Raw genomic sequence first — 21,962 nt, 5'->3', positions numbered from 1 at the left:
GCGTGCCTCTCCTGACGCCTACGAGGTGAGCTGTCGGGTTCGGGTGGGAGAACACCCGGCCTCGACGCCCGACCAGATGGTCGTTCGTCGGGGCTTCACCCCAAGGACACCAAGCTTTCAGGTGACCACGAATTGGGTCCCCCGCCCCTGCCGGCGGTTCGTACGGACCTCGTGGCGGCGGCAGGGTTCGGCGTTCCGCTCGAGGGCTTCGAGGAGGAGGGGTTCCTTGAAGCAGGATGAACGTACCTGACCCTCGTGGCGATTGTCACGTTCCGATCACAGAAAATCTGCGGGAATCTGAACATCCGACCAAGAGCGGCGCGTCACTCGCGCGTCGCCGCAGGTCACAGCCCTGGGTGCGATCCCATGTCGCCCTGCGGAACGTACATCCGATCGGGCGACACCGCCCCGTGCCCACGATCTGGGCACGCCACCGGACGGACCGGGCACGCACGAACGGCCCCCGCACCGCGGGGGCCGTTCGTGCATCGGTAAATCAGCAGAGCGCGGATCAGCGGGTCGTGACGAAGATGTGTCGCGCGACGTCGTCGGGAAGGTCCAGCACCGTGGCCGCACCGGGCGCTCCCACCGTCACCACACCCGCGCCCCGCTCCACGGCGATCTCCTTGCCGGGGACGACCCCGGCCTCCTGCAGCCGCGCCAGCAGCTCGACGTCGACCTGCAGCGGCTCGGCGATGCGCGCGACGGTCGCCCGACCGTCCGCGATCTCGGCGCGCTCGATCGCACCCAGCAGCGAGCCGACTCCGTCGAGGAACCCGACCCGCGTGACCTCCTCGCCGATCTCGGCCAGGCCGGGGATCGGGTTGCCGTACGGGTCGAAGTGCGGGTGGTCGAGCAGCGCGGCGAGCCGCTTCTCCACGCGCTCGCTCATGACGTGCTCCCAGCGGCACGCCTCCTCGTGGACGTACGGCCACTCCAGGCCGACGACGTCCGTGAGGAGCCGCTCCGCGAGACGGTGCTTGCGCATCACGCGCACGGCCTTGTGCTGGCCCAGGTCGGTGAGCTCGAGGTGCCGGTCGCCGGTCACGACGACGAGCCCGTCACGCTCCATCCGGGCCACGGTCTGCGAGACGGTCGGGCCGGAGTGGCCGAGCCGCTCGGCGATGCGGGCACGCAGCGGGGTGATGCCTTCTTCGGTGAGCTCGTAGATCGTCTTCAGGTACATCTCGGTCGTGTCGATCAGGTCGCTCACCGCTGGCCTCCGCGTCGTCTCGCCCATGCGGGTCCGTGCCTGTCACAGACGTCCGCGCGCCGGTGGTCCCGGCGCGCGCGCATGTCGTGCCCCAGGGTAGTTGGTTCAGCCGACGAACGAGGTCCGACTCCGCGGAGCGCCCGCCCCTGCATGGCAGGAGCGGGCGCCCGGGCGGCCTCGGACCGAGGTCAGGCTCCGCGGCGGCGCTGGCGGTTGACGAGCAGCACGACGAGCACGCCTCCGACCACCAGGACGGCCGCGCCGATCAGGATCGGGGCGACGTTCGAACCCGTGTGGGACAGCTGGTCGGGCGGCAGCGGGTTGTCGACGAGCACCTCGGTGTCCGGCGTGGAGGGCGACGGGGACGGGTTGTCGACCAGCACCTCGGTGTCGGGCGTCGTCGGCGAGGAGCCGGGCGTGGACGGCGACTCACCGGGCGTCGAGGGGGTCGGCGACGGCGTGCTCTGCGGCGGGTTGGTGGCGCAGTTCGGGCTCGACGGCGGGTACGCGACGTTCACCGTCATCTCGGGGTTGACCTGGAAGAGCACCTTGACCGACGGGCGCACCCAGTCCCACTCGTCACCCTGGACCCACACGCCGTTCTCGAGGCGCCAGCCCGGCCAGTCCACCGCGTTTCCGGCGGAGTCCTGCACCGCGCCGGGCCACAGGATCGTGCCTTCGAGCGGCAGGTCCGCCTGCACGTAGTTGGCCCCGCCCGGGTTGATCCACGTGATCTTGACCGTGGTGTTGGGCGACCCCACCGCGGTCACCTTGTACTGGAGCTTGGGGACGTCGTTGTCGCAGATGGGCGTGAGGATGTCGACCTTGAGCTCGCACGGCAGCGGTGCGCCGTACTCGTCCTCACCCACGAGGCACCCGTACACGGTCGGGCTCGGGCTCGGCGACGCGGATGCGGCTGCGAGACGGGACGGCGATGCGGCGGTGGCGGCCGCGGGCACCATGAGCACCAGGAGGCACGCAGCCAGCGCGGCCAGCGCGGCGCGCAGATGACGAGACATGTCGGTTCCCCCTGAGGGTGTCGGATTGCGGTGGTTCGTCCTCATCCTCACCCCGCGAGCCTCGCCACCCTAGCGGCAGATCGGGTGATTTCGGACAAGAAGGTCCCATTCGGGTGAATTCACCCGGCAGGGCACTCCGCCCGCACGAATCCGCCGCTGTGGATCGTCGGCGTCGTCCACACCTCGACGGCGCCGTGACGCACCGGGACGGTCGCCTCGTAGGTCGTCGTGCCGCCCGGTGCCAGCACGGACGTCGCGACGACGGCCCGCCGCCCGTCCTCGTCGGCCTGCGCACCCGCCACCAGGGTGCCGTCCTGGCGCAGCGCGTCCAGGATCGCCCCCACGGGCGCGTACACGAGCACGCCGGTGGCGACCGACCCGGGGGTGATCGCGTCGCCGCGCGCCCCGACGACGTACTCGGGCAGGTCCGTCACCTTCTTCGGCGGGTCGTACGTGAGCCTCACCCGCACGGTCGCGGTCGGGGCCGCACCGGTGCACACCAGGTTCTGGACCGTGACGTCGGTGTGCAGGTAGTAGTCGAGCTTGCCCTCGGTCGCGTCGTTGAAGAACACGCCGACGGCGTCGGGGTGGTCGCCGGACAGGAACGCGCCGCCCAGCTGGGCACCGGCGATCACGTCCTGCTCGTCGGCGTGCGCGGACCAGACCCGGAACCGGCCCTGCGAGGTCGCGCCCGAGACGGCGTCGAGCAGCGCCTGCGACGAGCCGGCACCGTCGGTCAGGGCGCCGAAGACCGCTCCCGCGGCCGAGGAGAACACCGCGTCGGCCTCCGCCCCTGTCGCCGAGGTGCGGTAGGTGTCGCGCAGGAGATAGGTGAGCAGCGTGTCGGCACGCAGCGTGGCTCCTGCCGACGTCTTCACCGGGCCGGTCGCCTCGAGGACGTCCTTGACCGCGACGGGGTCGGTCGCGATGACGCCGTCGACCTGGCCGCCGACGTCCTTGGTCCACCGGGCCGTGATGAGCTCCGCCGTCCGCGGGAAGTCGGGCGTCGACGCCGCGTTCTGGATCCACCGGCCGAGCGCCGTGCCGTGCAGCGCGGTCTCGGCGTCGGTCAGCGGGACCACGGGCTCGTCGAGCCGGCCCAGCTGCGCCGTCGTGACCTGCTTCCCGAGCTTCAGGTGCCCGTCGTCGGCCGTGACCTGCAGGATGCTCCCGACGATGCCACCGGCGCTGCGCAGCTCCGCGGAGTTCAGGGCCAGCACCAGGTAGGTGCGCTTGCCGTCCGCTCCGAGCATGGGCGGCACGAGGGCGGCCGCCCGGCTCACGCCCGTCAGGGTGCCGGAGATCCGGTCGAGGCCGTCCGACGTCGTCCGGACGGGGTCGACGAGCGGGCCGGCGAGCGTCACGGTGTCGATGCCCGCGACCTCGCGGTCCGCCCGCGCGGCGACGGCCGCCGCCGCCGTGAGCTTGGGGGCGGCGGCCGCGAGGGCCTGGACGTCGATCGAGCCGTCGTCGCGCCGCAGGTCGCCGGAGCCCAGCAGGTTGCCGATCTCGACGACCGCGGGCATCGCGTCGTGCGTGACGTCGTCGAGCGACGTCGACACGGTGCGCACCGCGTGGAGCTGCCGCCCCACCCACGGCACGTGCTCGGCGACGCGCCACACGGGGTCCGACGCGGCACGCCGCGCCCGCTCCGTCGCGTCCTGCGCCTGCGGGACGGCGGCGGTCAGGGCGGCGACGTCGGCGTCGTCGAGCGCAACACCGCCGACGACCCCGTCGACCGTGGTCACCACGTCCCGCGCGTCCATCAGCGCGCCGGCGGCCTGCACGGCGCGGAACGCGACCCACGCGGCGGCGAGCGCCACGAGCACCGCGACGAGCGCGACCCGGCGCCCGAGCCGGCGCGGCCGGCGCCCGGTCGTCGGCGCGTCCGGCGGCTGCGCGTCCGTCGCCCCCGCGCCCGTCGGGCCGCCCACCTGCGTGCTCACCGGTCGATCGTCACATACCGGACACCGCGTACAGCCGGCCGAGCCGAGGATTCACCCGACCGCCGCGTCAGGCCGCGCTCTGCTCGTCGGCCAGCTCGCGGGCACCCACCTGCGCGACCGCCGCCTCGTCGCGCCTCGCACGGACGGGCAGGTAGGCGACGTCGAGGTGCGGGCTGCGCAGGTGATAGCGGACGCGCAGGTTCCAGGCGCGCCGCGCCCACAGGGCGGCCCCGGCGGAGACGAGCAGCGCGGTGATCGAGCCGATGCCGATGGCCCAGCGCGGGCCGAACTGCTGGCCGATCCAGCCGACGATGGGTGAGCCGATGGGCGTCGCCCCGAGGAAGACCACCATGTACAGCGACATGACGCGGCCTCGCATGGCCGGCTCGACGCTCATCTGGATGGTCGCGTTCGCCGCAGTCATCATGGTGAGCGACGCGAGGCCGACGGGGATGCTCGCGATCGCGTATGACGGATAGGTCGGCATGAGTGCCATGACGCCGGTCGCGACGCCGAAGCCGAAGGCGGCCCCGATCACGAGGCGCACGCGCGGCCGGTCACGGCGCGCGGCGAGCAGGGCACCGGTGAGCGAGCCGATCGCGAGCACCGACCCGAGGATCCCGTACTGCCCGGCCCCCTTGCCGAACTCGGTGCGCGCCATCATGGCGCTGGTGAGCTGGAAGTTGAGGCCGAAGGTCGAGACCACCCCGATGACGACCATGATGACGATGATGTCGCTGCGGCCCCGGACGTAGGCGATGCCCTCGCGGATCTGGCCCTTGCTGCGCGGCGCGTTCGGCATCCTGTGCAGCTCCGAGACGCGCATCTGCGTGAGGGAGAAGATGGTCGCCGCGAACGTGGCCGCGTTGATGACGAACACCCAGCCCGTGCCGACGCCGGCGATCGCCAGGCCGGCGATGCCGGGGCCGATGAGCCGGGCGGCGTTGAAGCTCGCGCTGTTCAGGCCGACGGCGTTGGACAGCTTGCCGGCCGGCACCAGCTCGGCGACGAACGTCTGGCGCACGGGGCCGTCGATGGCCGAGACGCAGCCGAGCAACCCGGCGAAGACGTAGACCTGCCACAGCTGCGGGTCGCCCAGCAGCACCAGGAGGCCGAGCCCGAGCGCGAGCACGCCCTGCGCGGCCTGGGTGATCATCAGCAGCTTGCGGCGGTCGACACGGTCGGCGAGGAGGCCGGCGTACGCGGACAGCAGCAGCACGGGCGCGAACTGCAGCGCCGTGGTGATGCCGACCGCGACGCCGGACTCGTCGGACAGCTGCGTCAGGACCAGCCAGTCCTGCGCGACGCGCTGCATCCACGTGCCGACGTTCGCGACGAGGGCACCCGCGAACCACAGCCGGTAGTTGCGGAACTTGAGGGAGTCGAACGTGCTCACGAGGCCGCGATCCTGCGCAGCAGCGCGGCCGCGTCGGCCAGCGTGGCGCGTTCGTCGGGCGTCATCAGCTCCAGGACGCCGTCGAGCCAGACCGCCCGGCGGCGGCGGGTCTCGACGACCTCGTGCCGGCCGGCGTCGGTGAGGCTCACCATGACCAGCCGCCCGTCAGTGGGGTGCGGCTCCTTGCTGACCAGGCCGTCATCAGCCAGGCAGTTGACGGTTCGAGTCATGGACGGCGGCTGGATGCGCTCGGCCTCGGCCAGCTGGCCGGGCGTCATGGGGCCGTTCTTGTTGAGCCAGGCCAGGACGGTGAACTGCGGGTCGGTCAGCCCAGCCTCGCCACGCTGGGCGCGGATCCTGCGGGACGCCTGCCCGACGGCGACGCGCAGCTCGGACGCGAGCTCGGGGGCGGGATCGTTGGGCATGACAGTTACCTTAACTCATTACCTTGGGTAAGGAGAAACGGCCTCAGCGAACGACGAGGCCCCGGCGACCGTGCTGGTCGCCGGGGCCTCGTCCGTCAGATCAGGACAGCGTGAGCTTGTGCGAGCTCGCCGACCCCTTCGTCACGACCTTGGCCGTCGAACCCGACGGCGTGTACGTGACCGACACCTTGTAGGTGCCCTTCTTCGCCTGCTTCGGCAGCGTCACGACGACCTTGCCCTTGGCCGACGACGACACCGTCTTGGTGACGGTCTTCGAGCCGACCTTCACGGTCACCTTGCCGGTGGGCTTGGAGACGCCCGTCGCCTTCACGATGACCGTCACCTTGACCGTCGAGGTCCGCTTCGCCGACGACTTCGACAGCTTCGCCGACACCGACGGCTTGACCTTCGCGACCGTCTTCGTGGAGGCCGACGTCGCCGACGCCGAGAGGTGACCCGCCACCTTCGCGGTCACGCGGACCGACAGCTTCGCGCCCACGTCCTTCGTCGAGACCGTGTAGGACGACGACGTCGCACCCGCGATCGCCTTGCCGCCGCGCAGCCACTGGTAGCTCGCCGAGACGCCCGGCAGCGACCACGAACCTGCCGACGTCTTGAGCGTGTGGCCGACGGCCACGGTGCCCGAGATCTTCGGTGCCGACTTCACCGACGCCGACGGCCCGGCGGCGACGGTGGCCGTCTGCGCCGAGGTCACTGCGACGAGGCCGAGCGTGGGGCTGGACGGGTGCGCCGTCACGCGGACGGAGACCTTCTTGCCGAGGTCTGCCGCGACCTGCGTGTACGACGACGACGTCGCCCCGCTGATCGCCACGCCGTTGCGCAGCCACTGGTACGACGAGGTGCTCGTCGCCGACCAGCTCACGGCACCGGCGGTGAGCTTGGAGCCCACCTTCGCGGTCCCGCTCACCGTGGCGGCGTTCTTGGCGGTCGGGCCGGAGACGAAGCTCTTCAGGCCGGTCGTGCCCGCCTTGACGCGGACGGACCCGGAATGCAGCGTGGCCATCGCGAAGCCCTGACCGGCGTGGTACGCGAACTCGGTGAAGTCGTCGTTGGTCGGGATAGCCACGTCGTAACTCGCACCGGGCAACGCGCCGGACGCCGAGTAGGTGACGAGGTCGTCGAACGCAAGCTCCCCCGCGCCCGCGGGCCGGCCGAGCTCAGGGTCCAGCAGGTAGACGACGGGGTCCGCCGGCTCCCAGGAGTACTCCTCGCCCTCCGCCGGAGGGACGATGCCACCGGAGATTGAGGTGGACCCGACTGCCTTCACCGTGATCGGCGCAGCACCGGCGTGGACCAGCGTCGCCGCAGACGGGAGAGCGACCTCGGTCGCCCCAGCCTTGTAGTACCCCGTGGCGATCGCGCCGGGGTTGAAGCCGTTGTTCATGACGAACACCTGGTAGCCCACGTCTGGCGTGATGCCTGTGATCGCGAACGAACCGTCAGGCTGGACCGGCGAGACGCCCTTCGGGGCGAAGCCGTGCTCATCGGGCAGGAACGCCACGACCATCGTGCCCGAGATGTCGACGCCCGCAGGCGCCGTGACCGTGCCGACGATGGCGGGGTCGACGGCCGAGGCCGGCGCGACGGCCCCGAGCAGGGCGGTCGCGGACAGCGCCAGGGTCGCCGTCGTGGCGACCAGCGCCCGGCGACGTGTGCGGGTGACGTTCATCATGCTCCTCCGGTGGGGACCGCAGGGCATCCGACCCCGCACGCGCGAGGATCCTCCGAGCCGACGCACGCCAGATGACACGTCACCCGTTCGGCCGAACCCATCCGTCCGACCTGGCACGGTTCGCCGGGTCAACATTCACCCGCGGCCGTCCGGACGTCTCACGCTCTGGACACCCTCGGACAGGCGTTCGCCAGCGCACCTCGCCAGCCACCGCGGGTGGAACGGCGCGAGCGCGGGTCGCCCACCACCCGCGGTCGGGACCGCGCACCCGCGGTCGCGCGGGTTACGGGCGGCCCAGGGCTCGGTACGTCCAGCCCGCCGCGCGCCACCGGACCGGGTCCAGGACGTTGCGGCCGTCGAGGATGCGCTTGTGCGCGACGACGCCGGCGAGCGCGTCGGGGTCGAGCGCGCGGTACTCGTCCCACTCGGTGGCGAGCAGGACGACGTCGGCGTCGCGGGCGGCCTCGAGCGGGGACGCGGCGAAACGCAGGTCGGGCCACTTGGCGGCGGCGTTCGCGACGGCTTCGGGGTCGGTCACCGTGACGTGGGCGCCCTGGAGCTGCATCTGCGCGGCCACGGACAGGGCCGGCGAGTCGCGCACGTCGTCGGAGTTGGGCTTGAACGCCGCGCCCAGCACGGCCACGCGGCGCCCGACGATCGAGCCGTCGCACACCTCGCGCGCCAGGTCGACGACGCGGACCCGGCGGCGCATGTTGACGGAGTCGACCTCCTTGAGGAAGCCGAGCGCATCACTCACGCCCAGCTCGCCGGCGCGCGCCATGAAGGCGCGGATGTCCTTGGGCAGGCAGCCACCGCCGAAGCCGAGTCCGGCGTTGAGGAAGCGGCGGCCGATGCGCGCGTCGTAGCCGATCGCGTCGGCCAGCCTGGTGACGTCGGCGCCGGTCGCCTCGCACAGCTCGGCCATCGCGTTGATGAAGGAGATCTTGGTGGCGAGGAACGAGTTGGCGGCCACCTTGACGAGCTGGGCGGTCGCGTAGTCCGTCACGACGAGCGGGATGCCCTCGGACAGCGGCTCGGCGTAGACCTCGTCGAGCAGGGCCCGGGCGCGCGCGCCGTCGACCGTGGGCTCGCCGTCGGCCGACTCCAGCCCGTAGACCAGCCGGTCCGGGTGCAGCGTGTCCTGCACCGCGAAGCCCTCGCGCAGGAACTCGGGGTTCCACACCAGGCTCGCCCCCGTGCCGGCGAGGCGCTCGGCCAGGTCCTCGGCCGTACCGACGGGCACGGTCGACTTGCCGGCCACCACGTCGCCGGGGCGCAGGTGCGGCAGCAGCGCGGTGAAGGCGGCCTCGACGTACGCGAGGTCGGCGCGGAACTCGCCGCGCTTCTGCGGCGTCCCGACGCACAGGAAGTGGACGGTCGCGCCCGCGGCGTCGGCCATGTCGGTGCTGAAGCTCAGCCGCCCCGTCGCGGAGGCCGACGACAGCAGCTCCGGCAGCCCCGGCTCGAAGAACGGCGCCTTCGCCGAGCGCAGTGCCTCGACCTTCGCCTCGTCGACGTCGATACCGACGACCTCGTGCCCCAGCGACGCCATGGCGGCCGCGTGCACCGCTCCCAGGTAGCCACAGCCGATGACGCTGATCCGCACGGTTCCTCCAGTCGGTCGGGACGACGAGCCTATCGGGGGACGACGCAGGGCCGGACCCTCCCGAGCGGGTGGATCCGGCCCTGCGCAGTCGGGTACGTCAGGTGAGCCAGGTGTTGAGCGGCCCGCGGATGAAGTACAGGACGAACATGACGGCGATGAGCCACATGAGGGGGTGCAGCTTGCGCGCCTTGCCCACGACCACCTGCAGGATCACGTAGAAGATCACGCCCGCGCCGATGCCCGCGGTGATCGAGTACGTGAACGGCATGAGCACGATCGTGAAGAACGCCGGCACGGCGATCTCGTAGCTCTTCCAGTCGATGCCGGAGACCTGCGTGACCATGAGGTAACCGACGACGACGAGCGCCGGGGCGGCCGCCTCCGACGGGATGATCGCGACGAGCGGCGCCAGGAACGTCGCGAGCAGGAAGGCGATGCCCGTCACGACGGACGCCAGGCCGGTGCGCGCCCCCTCACCGACGCCCGCAGCCGACTCGATGTAGCTCGTGTTGCTGGAGATGCCCGCGGCACCACCGGCCGCGGCGGCCACCGAGTCGACGATCAGGATCTGCTGCGTGCGGGGCGGGTTGCCCTTCTCGTCGAGCAGGCCGGCCTCGGAGCCGACGGCGACCATCGTGCCCATCGTGTCGAAGAAGTCCGCCAGCAGCAGCGAGAAGACGAGCAGGACGACGGCGACGATCCCGAGCGTCCGGAACGAGCCCAGCAGGGAGAAGTGGCCGAGCACGCTGAAGTCGGGGGTGTCGACGATCTTGCTGGGCCAGTCGGGCACGTTGAGCCGGAAGCCGCCAGCGTTCGGCGAGCCGTCCGCGTTGAACGAGCCGCCGACCTTCGCGATCTGCTCGACGATGATCCCCACGATGGTCGTCGCGACGATCGAGATGAGGATGGCGCCGCGGACCTTCTTGGCCATGAGGATGACCATCAGGACCAGGCCGACGACGAACACGAGCAGCGGCCAGGTCGAGATGGACCCGTCGGGGCCGAGCTGGACGGGCGGGCTGTCCGCGCCGGTGCTGCGGATGAAGCCGGAGTCGACCAGGCCGATGAAGGCGATGAAGAGGCCGATGCCGACCGAGATCGCCGTCTTCAGCCACACCGGGACCGCGTTGAACACGGCCTGCCGGAACCCGGTGAGCACCAGGATCAGGATGATGACGCCCTCCATGACCACGATGCCCATGGCGTCGGCCCACGTCATGTCCGGAAGCGCGGCGATCGAGAACGCGACGACGGCGTTGATGCCGAGGCCGGCCGCGAGCGCGAGCGGGAAGTTCGCGACCATGCCCATGAGGATGGTCAGGACGCCTGCGACCAGGGCGGTCGTTGCGGCGATCGTCGGCTGCGGCGCCAGGATGTCGCCTGTGCCGTCCTTGCCGCTCAGGATGATCGGGTTGAGCACGATGATGTAGCTCATCGTGAAGAACGTGACGAGCCCGCCGCGGATCTCCGTACCGACCGTCGAGCCGCGCTCGGTGATCTTGAAGAAGCGGTCCAGGCCGTTGGTGGGGCGCGATTCGCGCGCGGGTTCGGGGGGCACCTTCGAGGTCGAAGCCATGGGCGAAGTGTGGCAGGCGGGTGATCGGACTGTGTAGCCCGGTCCGGGTGTCGATCACCACACGATCGGCCTGCCACGTCGCGGACGGGTGACACCTGCCCCCGTGCGGTCCCCCGATCGGGTCGCCCGCCCGCGGCCGACCTACGGCTTCGGCACAATGACCCCCATGGCCACCCCCGCTCCCCTGCGCGTGCTCGTCGTGTGCACGGGCAACATCTGCCGCTCGCCGGCGGTGGAGCGCCTGCTGGCGGCGGGACTGGGGGCCACGTACCGCGGGCAGTCCGTCGGGGGTCTCGCGCCCGCGATCGAGGTGGCGTCGGCCGGGGCGGGTGCGGTCGCCGGAGCGCCGATGACCGAGGAGATGGCGCGACTGGTCGCCGACGCCGGCGCCGACCCGAGCGGCTTCACGGCCCGCCAGCTGACGCCGCAGCTGATCGCCGACGCCGACCTGGTGCTGGCCGCGACCCGGCGGCACCGCACAGCTGTCGTCGAGCTGGTCCCCGCGGCCGTGCGCCGCACGTTCACGCTCCGCGAGCTGGCGCGCCTGGCCGGGACCGTCGAGCCGTCCGACCTGCCCGGCGCCGGCGCCACCACGGCCGACCGGCTCGCGGCGCTCGTCGCGCTCGCTCCGGCGCGGCGCGGCACCGTGCGCCCGGCCAAGCCGGAGGACGACGACGTCGTCGACCCGTACCGCCAGAGCGCGGGCGTCTACGCGCGTGCCTTCGCGCAGCTGCGCCCGGCCGTGCAGCAGATCGTCGACCTGGTGCGGCCCTGAACTACGCTGCTCGCGTGCCCCTGTTCCGCGTCACCAAGCCCGCGCCCGAGCCCGTCCAGGTGGACTTCGTGCGCGTGATGGTCGTCGGCACGCTCGTGTGGGCGGTAGCCGCGCTGGTCGCGGTCGTGCTGGGCGCGACGGGTGCGACGGGCTGGCTGCCGACCGCGGTGTGCGCGACGGGCGCCGCGCTCGGCCTCGTCGGCATCAACTGGGCCCAGCGCCACCGTCCGCGCGCGGAGCCGGTCCCGACGGACGCTGCTCCGACGGCCTGAGGACGTCCGCCAGCACCACCTCCGCAGCCCGCGACGGGTCGAGGAGAACGGCCTCGATCGCGTGCCGCGCCGGCCAGCGGTCGGCGACCTGCGCGAGCGCCGCCGCCAGCCCTGCCAGGTGCACCGCGTGCGGCACCCCGTCGGCGACCCACCAGTCCACCTCGACACCGTCGACCGTGAGCTCGTCGTGCTCGATCCAGGTCTCCGGCAGGCCGGGGTAGAGCCCGACGGCCGCGGCGGGCACCGGTACCGGACGCCCGTCGTCGTCCACGCGTCCTGCGGCCAGCTCGTCGGCGCGCGGCAGGTCGAGCAGGTGCGCGGTGCGGTCCGGGTCCGACGACGGCACCATCGCGGCCAGGTCGGTGCGCTGCCACCACATCGGCGCGGGCGCGACGGCTGCCTCGGCGGCGACGACAACCTCGAGCCGATCGTGCGCGGCCAGGGCCGGGAGCCGCTCGGGCGGCTCGTCGGGTGCCAGGAGCCGCCAGACGTCGACGGCCGTCGACGGCTCGACGACGGTGCCGACCGGCCAGGCGTCCAGCAGCCGCGACCACGCCGGGCCGTCGAGGTCGCCGGGGCCGTCCACGCCGCCGAGCGCGCGTTTCACGGCGGCGTCCAGCCCGACGACGACGTCCGGGGCGCCGCGCAGCAGCCGGTCCGGGCCTTCGACGGCGAACGGCTCGGCAAGGCCGAGCTCGGCCCGCTCCCGCAGCCACCAGGCCGTGTACGACGGCCCGACGGCGGCGCCCGCGCGCACGGGGTCGAGCAGGGCGCGGCGCAGGTCGGTCCGATCCGCGATGCGCGCCAGGACATCGGGCCAGCGCCCGTCGGCCACGGCGTCCAGGTCGGCGACGGCCGCGACCTGGCCGACGAACGCGTCGTCGCCCAGCACGTCGGCGAGGTGCTCGAGGTAGTCGGGCCAGCCGTCCAGCGACTGCGCGGCGAGCGTCGCGGGGTCGTCCCCGTCGTCGAGCAGCCCGCCACCTGCCAGCACGTCGTCGACGCGCACCACCACCAGGTCGCGCCGCACCCCGAGCGCGACCAGCACGTCCGCGCCCCAGCGGTCGATCTCCGCGAGCGCGACCGGCGCGACGACGCGGTCGTCGAGCAGGCCCGCGGCGGCGGATCCGGGCAGGACCAGACCGTCGGCCGGGGTCGGTTCCCCGTCCGCGGCCGACAGCTCGACGAGCCCGGTCCAGGCGCGGACGTCGTCGGGCAGTGCGTCTGCGCCCGCCGCCAACGCCGCGGTGACGAGCGTCAGGACGATCGGTGCCGCTTCCTCCGGCTCGTCGAGCGCCGCCCGCCGCACCTCCTGCCGCCGCAGCAGCGCGACCGCGTCCGCGGGCTCGGCGCCGAGCCGGACCAGCAGCGGGTGCGCATCGTCCGGCGCGACGAGCCGCACGCCCCACGCCGACAGCGTGCGGAGAACGTCGTCCGGCAGCGCGACCTCGTCGAGCACCGCGACCCCGCGGGCACCTCGGACCACGCGCCCGTCGGCGAGCGGCACGGGCAGCGCACCGAGCGCCTCGCGCGCGCCCGCGTCCTGCGTGAGCTGGTCCAGCGCGTCGTACAGCTCGCTCCAGCGGCCGGGCTCCGCGGCCGGGAGGTCGTCGACGAGGTCGGCGAGGCGTCGCACGTCGACGCCCAACGCTCGCGCCTGCGTCTCACGGCCGGGCGGGAGCACGACGAGCGAGGCGACGCGGCGGCCGAGCGCGGCCAGCGCGGCGGGCGGGAACGACCCGGCGACGGCGATGGCGACGCCCGCCGGGACCAGGTGGTCGTCCCCGTCTGCGGGGACCAGCAGCGGCCGGTGCGCCAGCGCGTCGATGATCCTCGGCCGCAGGGCCGCATCGATCGGTCCGGCGCCCCACCCGGTTGGCACCAGCGCGAGGGCGTCGCCGCCGGCGCGGGCCACGGTCTGCGCCAGGTCGGCGTAGACCCGGGCGGCGTGATCCAGCACGGCGTCGGTGAGGGGACCGGAGGCCACGTGCCGGCGGGTCGCGTCGAGCGGCAAGGTCGCGACGAGCATCGCGGGCAGGTCGAGCGGATCGTCGGTGGGCGTCGGGGCGTGGACCGCACGCGCCGACGACGGCAGCGGGCGCAACCCCGCGTCGCCTCGCGGCACCGCCCACGTCACGCGCCAGGCACGGGCGGACCGCTCCTCCACGGGCCGGCCGGCGAGCAGGGCCAGCGGCAGCTCGCCCTCGTCGGACGCCACCGTCCAGCGCGAGCCCACGTCCGCGATCCGGCGGGGCGCCGCGTCGTCGTCCTCGACCAGGACCTCCACGAGCGCGGGCAGCGCCAGCAGCAGCGCGTCGTCGATCCCGGCCAGCAGCGCGCGGACCTCGTCGGCCGCGACCTCGTCGCGCAACGTCGCGACCACGGCCGTGTCGTACCCGACGGGCGGGCGACCCTCCGCCGGGAACGGCAGCCGCAGCGCGGGCAGGGACCCGTCGCGACGCCGCACCTCGTCGTCCAGCGCCGGTGTCCCCGCCTGCGCGAGCAGTTCGGCGGTGTCGCGCACGCTGAACCGGACCCCGCCGGTCGTGGACAGGACGCTCACCTCGTCGGCCACGGCCCGCACGGCCGCGAACCCGACCCCGAACCGGCCGACCACGCCGCCGGCGTCGGACCGTTTGGCCGACGCCCGCATCGACGCGAGCGCCACGACGCCCGGCTCGTCGAGCGGCGCGCCGGTGTTGGCGGCCACGAGCGTGGTGCCGTCGGGCGTCGCAGCCAGCCGCAGCAGCAGCCGGCCCGGGACGCCTGCACGCACGGCGGCGTCCGCCGCGTTCTGCGCCAGCTCCACCAGCACGCGGTCGCGGTAGTACCCGCGGGCGTGGTCCTCCTCGACGTTCGCGTCCTCACGCAACCGCGCAGGAGACGCCTGCCAGGCCCCGACGGCAGCAGCGCGCAGCGCGGCCGTGCCGAAGGGGTCGGTGGTCACTCGGCCGAAGACTCCGACGTCGACTCGAGGGCAACGGGCTCCGAGGCGGGCCCGCCCAGATCAGGCAGCACGTCGATGCGCAGCTCGTCGATCAGCGGCGCGGGCTCGGGCCACTCGGTCGGCACGGGCTCGTTGCCCGTCTCGGAGTGGGCGCCGCAGCCGTGGTCGAGGCTGACCACCTTGCCGTCGTCGGGCGACCACTCGTTGGCGCAGACGCCGAAGACCGTGCCCAGCGCGCCCTGCAACGGGACCAGGAAGCCGCACGTGGTGCACGCGCCGGCGGATGCGACGGCACCGGCGCTCGTCGGGCCGCGCGACCCGCGGTACCAGCGGTCCGCGGCCTCGTCGCGCCCCTGCGGCGAGAGCACGCGCACGCGGGCCAGGGCCAGCTCGTCGATCGCGACCTCGTCGAGCTCGGGGTCGCCGGACGGCGTCCAGCCGGGCTCGAGGCGCGGGTCGTCGGCGCGGAACGGCAGCACGTCGCCGGGGCCCACGTCGCCGGGGCGCAGCCGCTCCGACCACGGCACCCACTCGGTGCCCAGGATCGCGTCGGACCCGGGCAGCAGCTCGGCCTCGCAGACCGTCGCGATGCGACCGCGCGGCACGCGCGAGACCGTGACGGTCCACTCCCAGCCGCGGTAACCCCGCGCGGCGGACGCGAACCGGTGCGAGACCAGGCGCTCACCCTCGACGACGACGCCCAGGTGCTCACCCACGTCGGAGGCGTTGCCGGCCAGCTCGACTGCCACCTCGCGCGCTAGGTCCACGGCGGAGCCGAGCACGGCGTCCTTCGTCGCGGTCGCCACGTCAGGCCTCGAGGTCGCCGGCGACAGCGCGCAGCAGGGTCGCGTACTGGGTGGCGCGGGCCTTCTCGGGGTAGCGGCCGCGGCGCAGGTCGTTGCCCACGCGGTCCAGCACCTTGATGAGGTCCTCGATGATCACGGCCATGTCGTCGGCCGGCTTGCGCGCGGCCTTCGCGACCGAGGGCAGCGGGTCGAGGAGCTTGACGGACAGCGCCTGCGGGCCGCGGCGGCCGTCGGCGACCCCGTAGTCGACCTTGCTGCCGACGGCGGGCGTCACGCCCTGCGGGAGTGCGGAGGCGTGCAGGAAGACCTCGCCGCCGTCGTCGCCGGCGATGAACCCGAACCCGCGCTCGGCGTCGAACCACTTGACCTTGCCGGTGGGCACGGCACACCTCGTTCTATAGGAAGACCACGTCAACCCCCTAGGCTACCGGGCCCGCGCCACCCTCGGCGCCTCGCACGTATTGTGGTGCGGATGTCCACCTTCACCGGCTTCCTGCGCACACGCGCCGACGACGACCTCGTCGCGCTGCTGCGCGGGCGCCCGGACCTGGCCGCACCGTCCCCGACGACCATGTCCTCGCTGGCCGTGCGGGCCACGAGCCGCGGCAGCCTGGAGCGGGCGCTGGCGTCCGTGGACGCGGGCGTGCTGCAGGTGGTCGAGGCCGTGGTCGCGCTGGGCGGTGCGACGCGCGATCGTCTGCGGACCGCGATCGCCGACGACGAGACCGGGTTCGCGCTCGTCGACGCGTCGGCCGATCGGGCCGTCGCTCTCGCCCTGCTCTTCGACTCGGCCGACTCCCCGGACCCCCTGCGCGCCGCCCCCGGCGTCGCGGAGCTGCTGGGCCCCTACCCCGCGGGGCTGGCGCCTGCGTCGTCGCACGACCCGGACGTGGCCGTCGTCGACGAGCTGCCGGCCGCTCCCGCAGGCGTGCAGCCCGTGCTCGACGCGCTGACGTGGGGGCCGCCCGTCGGCCTGGCCCCGTCGCACTCGACCGCCACCGCGGCGGCGGTCGAGTGGATGCTGCGCCGCGGCCTGCTGGTGCGCGGCGAGGGGCGGCACGTGATCCTGCCGCGCACGGTCGCGCTGGCGCTGCGTGGCGGGCGCACCCACCGGTCGGCCGCCCTGCCACCCGCACCGACCTTCCCGACACGCGCCGCCGCGACGGTCGCCGCGGAGTCCGCCGACGCCGGCGAGCGGCTGGTCCGCCTGGTCACGCGCCTGGCCCGGACCTGGGAGCGCAGCCCTGCGGGCGTGCTGCGCTCGGGCGGGCTGGGCGTGCGCGAGCTGCGGCGGCTCACCGCCGAGCTGGAGGTCGACGAGCGGACCGCCGCGCTGGTCGTCGAGCTCGCCGCGTCCGCCGGGCTGGTGGCCGACGACGGCGAGGAGGCGCCCTCGTTCGTCCCCACGGTCTCGTTCGACGAGTGGAGCGGCCAGCCCCTCGAGCAGCGCTGGCTGACGCTCGCCCGCACCTGGACGGCGACGACGCGCACACCCTGGCTGGTCGGCGGCCGGGACGACTCGGGGACCGTGCGCTCCGCCCTGGGCCCCGACGTCGCGCGGTCCTGGGCGCCGCGCCTGCGCCGCTCCGTCCTGAGCACGCTGGCTGACCTGCCCGGGCTGGCGGCGCCCGATGAGTCCACGGTCATGGAGCTGCTCGCGTGGCGGACCCCTCGGGCGGTGCCACCCGCGTCGGCGGTGTCCGCGGTCCTGGCCGAGGCCGCCGCGGTGGGTGCCCTGGGTGCGGGCGCGCTGTCCGCCGCCGGGCGCGCGCTGCTGGAGGCGCCCGACGACGGCCCCGACCCCGCGGCCGCCGCCCTCGCCGCCGACGTGCCCGCCGCCGTCGACGAGATGCTGCTGCAGGGCGACCTGACGGGCATCGTCCCGGGCCGGCCGAGCGACGAGCTCGAGGACCTGCTCGACCGGGCGGCCCGCGTCGAGTCGCGCGGCGGCGCGGTGACGGTCCGGTTCACGGCCGAGTCGGTGCGGGCCGCGTTCGACGCCGGCGCGACGGCCGACGGCCTGCTCGCCGACCTGACCCGGTTCTCGCTCACGCCCGTCCCCCAGGCGCTCGAGTACCTGGTGCGCGACGCCGCCCGCCGCCACGGCCAGCTCCGCGCCGGTGCCGCGTCGAGCTACCTGCGCAGCGACGACCCCGCGCTGCTGGCCGGGCTCGTCGACGACCCGCGCCTGGCCGGGCTGGGTCTGTTCGCGCTGGCCCCCACCGTGCTGGTGGCGCAGGCCCCGACGCGCGAGCTCGTCGACACCCTGCGCGCGCACGGGCTCGCGCCCGCCGCCGAGACCCCGGACGGGCACGTCCTGCACCTGGCGCGCGAGGTGCGCCGCGCGGGCCGCCGCGGGCGGGGCAGCGCCGGACGCCGGGAGGTCGCGACGCCCACGACCGACGCGGACGTCGCCGCCGTCATCCGCCGGTTGCGGGCGCCGGAGCCCGCGCCCGGGTCGGCGGGCTCTTCGTCGGGCGGACGCGAACGCGCGAACCGCGAGCCGGACGGCCCGCTGGACCCGACACCCGACGACCTGTCCGAGCACGGAACAGACGACCCGGGCGACGCGTTGCTGGTCCTGCGAGAGGCGGTCGCCGACAAGGCGAACGTGTGGGTCGACCTGGTCGGCCCCACGGGCCGTCCCGAACGTCGGCTGCTGCGCCCGCTGCGCGTCGACGGCGGGCGGTTGCGTGCCGCCGACGTCCAGCGCGAGTCCGAGCTGACCGTCGCGGTGCACCGCATCGCATCCGTACGCCGGGTCCGCCCGGTGACCGACGAGGAGAGTGCGTGACCAACGGTCCCCTGATCGTCCAGAGCGACAAGACCCTGCTGCTGGAGGTCGACCACGACCAGGCCGAGGCCTGCCGTCGGGCGATCGCCCCGTTCGCCGAGCTCGAGCGCGCGCCCGAGCACGTGCACACCTACCGGCTGACGCCGCTCGGGCTGTGGAACGCGCGCGCCGCCGGGCACGACGCCGAGCAGGTCGTCGACGTGCTGCTCGAGTACAGCCGCTACCCGGTCCCGCACGCGCTGCTCGTCGACGTCGCGGACACCATGTCCCGCTACGGGCGCCTGCAGCTGATCAAGGACCCCGTGCACGGCCTGGTGCTGCACTCGCTCGACCCCGCGGTGCTCGCCGAGGTGACGCGATCCAAGCGGACCGCGGGGCTGCTGGGTGAGCGGCTCGACGACACCGACGTGATCGTCCACCCGTCCGAGCGAGGGCACCTCAAGCAGGTGCTGCTCAAGCTCGGCTGGCCGGCCGAGGACCTGGCCGGGTACGTGGACGGCGAGGCGCACGCGATTGCGCTCGACCAGGACGGCTGGTCGATGCGGCCTTACCAGCAGCAGGCGGTCGACGGGTTCTGGCACGGCGGCTCGGGCGTCGTCGTGCTGCCCTGTGGGGCGGGCAAGACGATCGTCGGCGCCGGTGCCATGGCGAAGTCGTCGACCACCACGTTGATCCTGGTGACCAACACCGTGTCCGCGCGGCAGTGGCGCGACGAGCTGGTCAAGCGCACGTCGCTGACCGAGGACGAGATCGGCGAGTACTCCGGTGCCCGCAAGGAGATCCGCCCGGTCACCATCGCCACCTACCAGGTGCTGACCACGCGCCGGAAGGGCGTCTACTCGCACCTGGAGCTGCTGGACGCGCGCGACTGGGGCCTGGTCGTCTACGACGAGGTCCACCTCCTGCCGGCGCCCATCTTCCGGATGACGGCGGACCTGCAGGCTCGTCGGCGCCTGGGCCTGACCGCGACCCTGGTCCGCGAGGACGGTCGCGAGGACGAGGTGTTCTCCCTCATCGGGCCCAAGCGGTTCGACGCCCCGTGGAAGGACATCGAGGCGCAGGGCTACATCGCGCCCGCCGACTGCGTCGAGGTGCGCCTGACGCTCCCCGACCGCGACCGCATGCTCTACGCGACGGCCGAGCCGGAGGACAAGTACCGCCTGGCGGCGACCGCACCGGGCAAGAACCGGGTGGTCGAGCAGCTGGTCGCGCAGCACCCCGACGACCAGGTGCTGGTGATCGGGCAGTACCTGGACCAGCTCCACGAGCTCGCCGACCACCTGCAGGCCGACCTCATCACCGGCGAGACGACCGTGCACGAGCGGCAGCGACTCTTCGACGCGTTCCGGGCCGGTGAGATCCACAAGCTGGTGGTCTCGAAGGTCGCGAACTTCTCGATCGACCTGCCCGAGGCGTCGGTCGCGATCCAGGTGTCGGGCTCGTTCGGCTCCCGCCAGGAGGAGGCGCAGCGCCTGGGCCGGATCATGCGCCCCAAGGGCGACGGCCGCACCGCGCACTTCTACACGGTCGTCGCCCGCGACACGGTCGACCAGGAGTTCGCGGCCCACCGCCAGCGCTTCCTGGCGGAGCAGGGGTACGCCTACTCCATCGTCGACGCGGAGGACTTGGCCGGAGCGTAGCGAAAGGTGGGGCCGCGAAGCGGACCCGCCTTTCGCGACGCGCAGGCCAAGTCCGACCACAAGAACAGCGGATCTCCGCCAGCCGACGACGCAACGCGCCCACAGCTCACCCATCCAGCATGGCTGCACCGATGGTTGCAGCAGACGCGCCCTCCACGGGCACATCGTCCGCAACCATCGATGCATTCATGAACACCGTACGGCTCCGTGTCGCTCACCTCGCCACTCCAGGTTCCGCGCCAGCATGCTCTTGTCATGCTACGGTCCTGACATGAGCACGCTGCAGGTCAAGAACCTGCCCGACGACGTTCACGCCGCGCTCGCGAAGCGCGCGCGCGACGAGTCGACGACCATGTCCGAGCTGGTCACGCGCCTGCTGCGCCGAGAGCTGTCGCGCCCGACGTTCGACGAGTGGGACCGCCGACACCCAGCGGCAGGCACAACGCGGCCCCTCGACGTGGCGCATGCGCTCGATGAGGTCCGCGTGGAGTACGCGCCCGACGACGCTCCAGCGCGCGCCGCGACCGCGGCGAGCCCATCGGGCGGCGCGGGTCGCTCCGGCTCGTGACCCTGGTCCTCGACGCCAGCACGGCGGTCCATGCGCTGCTGGCGACTCCGTTGCGAGCGCCGACGCGCGCGCACCTGCGCGGGCACGACCTGGTGGCGCCGAGCCTGATCGACACCGAGGTGCTGTCCGCGCTGGCGCGGCTGGAGCGTGCGGGACAGATCACGGCCGACGAGGCCGGTGCGGCGGTCGCCGCGTGGCGGGACCTGCCGTGCGAGCGCGTGCCGTCGTCGGCGCTCATCGAGCAGGTGTGGTCGTTGCGGCACGCGATCCGGGTGGCCGACGCGCACTACGTCGCCGTCGCGCAGGCGTACGGCGTCCCGCTGCTCACCGCCGACGCGCGGCTCGCCCGCGCCAGGATCGGCGGCGTATCGGTCCTTCTCGTCAGCTAGGACCCGTCGCGACCCGGAAGACCGGGGTCCGTGGGACGCCCAAGACGCACCACCGCTCCCGGTCGTCGGTTGCCATGCCCCGGTAGTCGACCGGTGGAGCGGCCGGCCAGCCGCGAATCGCCGGAGCGGTCAGGCGTCGACGCGCTCGTCGGCGCGCTGCTCGGACGACGCGCGCTGCGTCGCGACCGTGCGGACGTGGTCGACGAAGCCGGCGGCGATGGTCGTGCGGATGCCGATCAGCTCGGTCTCGTGCTCGGCGTAGGACGCCAGCTCGGCGTCGACGTCCTCGACGCCGTCGTGCTCCATCCAGGTCCGCAGGGTGGCCGACGACGCCTCGGGGTGGAACTGCACGCCCCACGCGGAGCCGATGCGGAACGCCTGGTACGGGTACTGGTTGGACGACGCGAGCCACACGGCGCCGGCGGGCAGGTCGACGACCGCGTCGGCGTGCGACGTGGGCTGCAGCGTGACCCGGCGGTCGGACAGGCCGGCGACGAGCGGGCCGAAGACCGCGTCGGACACGGCCTCGCGGCGCCAGAAGATCGGCACGACGCCGGACTCGGGGCCGGGAGGCGCGGCCACCTGGACGCGTCCGCCGCGGGCGGCGGCGAGAAGCTGAGCGCCCAGGCAGATGCCGAGCGTGGGGATGCCGACGCGGGAGGCGTCGGCGAGCAGCGTGCGCAGCGCGGGGAGCCAGGGCGCGAGCTCGTCGTCGTACGCGTTCATGTGGCCACCCAGCACGACGAGGCCGTCGCCGAGCTCGTCGACGGCGGGCAGCGGCTCGCCGAGGTCGGGGCGGACCACCCGAAGTGTGGCGTCGGCGAAGTCGTCGGCCAGCAGGTCGAGCGGCACGTCGGACGCGTTCTGCACCAGGGTCAGCACGAGAGTCACGGCAGG

At 73.6% G+C, this 21,962-nt stretch carries 18 protein-coding genes and 1 riboswitch; of the genes, 6 read left to right on the top strand and 12 right to left on the bottom strand.

Features of this window, described 5'->3' with window-relative positions; all coding sequences use genetic code 11:
- Nucleotide 1: 1 nt before the first annotated feature.
- Nucleotides 2–203: riboswitch (cyclic di-AMP (ydaO/yuaA leader) on the bottom strand.
- Nucleotides 204–511: 308 nt separating this feature from the next.
- The 8 genes from IC607_RS11065 to IC607_RS11030 all read right to left on the bottom strand — a co-directional run bounded on the left by IC607_RS11065 (nucleotide 512) and on the right by IC607_RS11030 (nucleotide 10,874).
- Nucleotides 512–1,213 carry a metal-dependent transcriptional regulator gene (locus IC607_RS11065; protein ID WP_191787425.1) on the bottom strand — a complete coding sequence of 234 codons (702 nt, stop codon included), beginning with the start codon at nucleotides 1,211–1,213 and terminating at the stop codon, nucleotides 512–514.
- Between the two features lie 188 nt (nucleotides 1,214–1,401).
- Nucleotides 1,402–2,232 carry a peptidase gene (locus IC607_RS11060; protein WP_191787424.1) on the bottom strand — a complete coding sequence of 277 codons (831 nt, stop codon included), beginning with the start codon at nucleotides 2,230–2,232 and terminating at the stop codon, nucleotides 1,402–1,404.
- Nucleotides 2,233–2,351: 119 nt separating this feature from the next.
- Nucleotides 2,352–4,178, bottom strand: a complete 1,827-nt coding sequence (locus IC607_RS17875; RefSeq protein ID WP_191787423.1) for a DUF4012 domain-containing protein — start codon at nucleotides 4,176–4,178, stop codon at nucleotides 2,352–2,354.
- Between the two features lie 67 nt (nucleotides 4,179–4,245).
- Nucleotides 4,246–5,574 (bottom strand): MFS transporter, encoded by a 1,329-nt coding sequence (locus IC607_RS11050; RefSeq protein WP_191787422.1) that lies wholly within the window; start codon nucleotides 5,572–5,574, stop codon nucleotides 4,246–4,248.
- Nucleotides 5,571–5,999: a MarR family winged helix-turn-helix transcriptional regulator gene (locus IC607_RS11045; protein ID WP_191787421.1), complete on the bottom strand. Its 429-nt coding sequence runs from the start codon at nucleotides 5,997–5,999 to the stop codon at nucleotides 5,571–5,573. The genes IC607_RS11050 and IC607_RS11045 overlap by 4 nt, the downstream gene beginning before the upstream one ends.
- 100 nt (nucleotides 6,000–6,099) lie before the next feature.
- Nucleotides 6,100–7,689 carry a hypothetical protein gene (locus IC607_RS11040; protein WP_191787420.1) on the bottom strand — a complete coding sequence of 530 codons (1,590 nt, stop codon included), beginning with the start codon at nucleotides 7,687–7,689 and terminating at the stop codon, nucleotides 6,100–6,102.
- A gap of 286 nt (nucleotides 7,690–7,975) precedes the next feature.
- On the bottom strand, nucleotides 7,976–9,298 hold the full coding sequence (locus tag IC607_RS11035) for a UDP-glucose/GDP-mannose dehydrogenase family protein (RefSeq protein WP_191787419.1): 1,323 nt from the start codon (nucleotides 9,296–9,298) through the stop codon (nucleotides 7,976–7,978).
- Between the two features lie 97 nt (nucleotides 9,299–9,395).
- Nucleotides 9,396–10,874, bottom strand: a complete 1,479-nt coding sequence (locus IC607_RS11030) for an NCS2 family permease (RefSeq protein WP_191787418.1) — start codon at nucleotides 10,872–10,874, stop codon at nucleotides 9,396–9,398.
- A 166-nt stretch (nucleotides 10,875–11,040) separates the two neighbouring features.
- Between IC607_RS11030 and IC607_RS11025 the strand changes: the two genes are divergently transcribed.
- Together IC607_RS11025 and IC607_RS11020 are read left to right on the top strand one after the other, a co-directional pair.
- A complete protein-coding gene (locus IC607_RS11025) occupies nucleotides 11,041–11,649 on the top strand; it encodes a low molecular weight phosphatase family protein (protein WP_191787417.1) in 609 nt (202 codons plus the stop codon).
- Nucleotides 11,650–11,663: 14 nt separating this feature from the next.
- Nucleotides 11,664–11,921 (top strand): DUF2530 domain-containing protein, encoded by a 258-nt coding sequence (locus IC607_RS11020; protein WP_191787416.1) that lies wholly within the window; start codon nucleotides 11,664–11,666, stop codon nucleotides 11,919–11,921.
- On the opposite strand, the gene IC607_RS11015 is transcribed toward IC607_RS11020, so the two are convergent.
- From IC607_RS11015 to IC607_RS11005, 3 genes are read right to left on the bottom strand one after another with little or no spacing between them, the layout of a single operon-like run.
- Nucleotides 11,854–14,868: a sacsin N-terminal ATP-binding-like domain-containing protein gene (locus tag IC607_RS11015; protein WP_191787415.1), complete on the bottom strand. Its 3,015-nt coding sequence runs from the start codon at nucleotides 14,866–14,868 to the stop codon at nucleotides 11,854–11,856. The two genes, IC607_RS11020 and IC607_RS11015, sit on opposite strands and share 68 nt — an antisense overlap.
- Nucleotides 14,865–15,674 carry a DUF3027 domain-containing protein gene (locus IC607_RS11010; protein WP_370526146.1) on the bottom strand — a complete coding sequence of 270 codons (810 nt, stop codon included), beginning with the start codon at nucleotides 15,672–15,674 and terminating at the stop codon, nucleotides 14,865–14,867. The genes IC607_RS11015 and IC607_RS11010 overlap by 4 nt, the downstream gene beginning before the upstream one ends.
- Before the next feature lies 1 nt (nucleotide 15,675).
- The gene (locus IC607_RS11005; protein WP_191787414.1) at nucleotides 15,676–16,056 is read right to left on the bottom strand and encodes a cold shock domain-containing protein; all 381 of its coding nucleotides are present in this window, start codon (nucleotides 16,054–16,056) and stop codon (nucleotides 15,676–15,678) included.
- 90 nt (nucleotides 16,057–16,146) lie between these two features.
- On the opposite strand from IC607_RS11005, the gene IC607_RS11000 reads away from it, so the two are divergent.
- The 4 genes from IC607_RS11000 (at nucleotide 16,147) to IC607_RS10985 (ending at nucleotide 21,065) form a co-directional block, all read left to right on the top strand.
- Nucleotides 16,147–18,468: a helicase-associated domain-containing protein gene (locus IC607_RS11000; protein WP_191787413.1), complete on the top strand. Its 2,322-nt coding sequence runs from the start codon at nucleotides 16,147–16,149 to the stop codon at nucleotides 18,466–18,468.
- Complete coding sequence (locus IC607_RS10995; RefSeq protein WP_191787412.1) at nucleotides 18,465–20,108, top strand: DNA repair helicase XPB; 1,644 nt, start codon at nucleotides 18,465–18,467, stop codon at nucleotides 20,106–20,108. Before IC607_RS11000 ends, IC607_RS10995 begins: the two co-directional genes overlap by 4 nt.
- Nucleotides 20,109–20,379: 271 nt before the next feature.
- A complete protein-coding gene (locus IC607_RS10990; RefSeq protein ID WP_191787411.1) occupies nucleotides 20,380–20,676 on the top strand; it encodes a hypothetical protein in 297 nt (98 codons plus the stop codon).
- Nucleotides 20,673–21,065 (top strand): type II toxin-antitoxin system VapC family toxin, encoded by a 393-nt coding sequence (locus IC607_RS10985; RefSeq protein WP_191787410.1) that lies wholly within the window; start codon nucleotides 20,673–20,675, stop codon nucleotides 21,063–21,065. The genes IC607_RS10990 and IC607_RS10985 overlap by 4 nt, the downstream gene beginning before the upstream one ends.
- Nucleotides 21,066–21,194: 129 nt before the next feature.
- On the opposite strand, the gene IC607_RS10980 is transcribed toward IC607_RS10985, so the two are convergent.
- Nucleotides 21,195–21,956 (bottom strand): type 1 glutamine amidotransferase, encoded by a 762-nt coding sequence (locus IC607_RS10980; protein WP_370526145.1) that lies wholly within the window; start codon nucleotides 21,954–21,956, stop codon nucleotides 21,195–21,197.
- Nucleotides 21,957–21,962 lie beyond the last annotated feature (6 nt).

The sequence above is a fragment of the Cellulomonas sp. JH27-2 genome, from assembly GCF_014837175.1.
Lineage (GTDB): Bacteria > Actinomycetota > Actinomycetes > Actinomycetales > Cellulomonadaceae > Cellulomonas.
The sequence above is the reverse complement of the archived record's forward strand: the minus strand, read 5'-3'. Positions and strand labels throughout refer to the sequence as shown.

Excerpts from the sequence above, each read along its gene's own strand:
- IC607_RS11025 (WP_191787417.1), top strand. The coding sequence starts at position 11,041 with ATGGCCACCCCCGCTCCCCTGCGCGTGCTCGTCGTGTGCACGGGCAAC.
- IC607_RS11040 (WP_191787420.1), bottom strand. The coding sequence starts at position 7,689 with ATGAACGTCACCCGCACACGTCGCCGGGCGCTGGTCGCCACGACGGCG.
- IC607_RS10990 (WP_191787411.1), top strand. The coding sequence starts at position 20,380 with ATGAGCACGCTGCAGGTCAAGAACCTGCCCGACGACGTTCACGCCGCG.
- IC607_RS11000 (WP_191787413.1), top strand. The coding sequence starts at position 16,147 with ATGTCCACCTTCACCGGCTTCCTGCGCACACGCGCCGACGACGACCTC.
- IC607_RS11030 (WP_191787418.1), bottom strand. The coding sequence starts at position 10,874 with ATGGCTTCGACCTCGAAGGTGCCCCCCGAACCCGCGCGCGAATCGCGC.
- IC607_RS11060 (WP_191787424.1), bottom strand. The coding sequence starts at position 2,232 with ATGTCTCGTCATCTGCGCGCCGCGCTGGCCGCGCTGGCTGCGTGCCTC.
- IC607_RS11045 (WP_191787421.1), bottom strand. The coding sequence starts at position 5,999 with ATGCCCAACGATCCCGCCCCCGAGCTCGCGTCCGAGCTGCGCGTCGCC.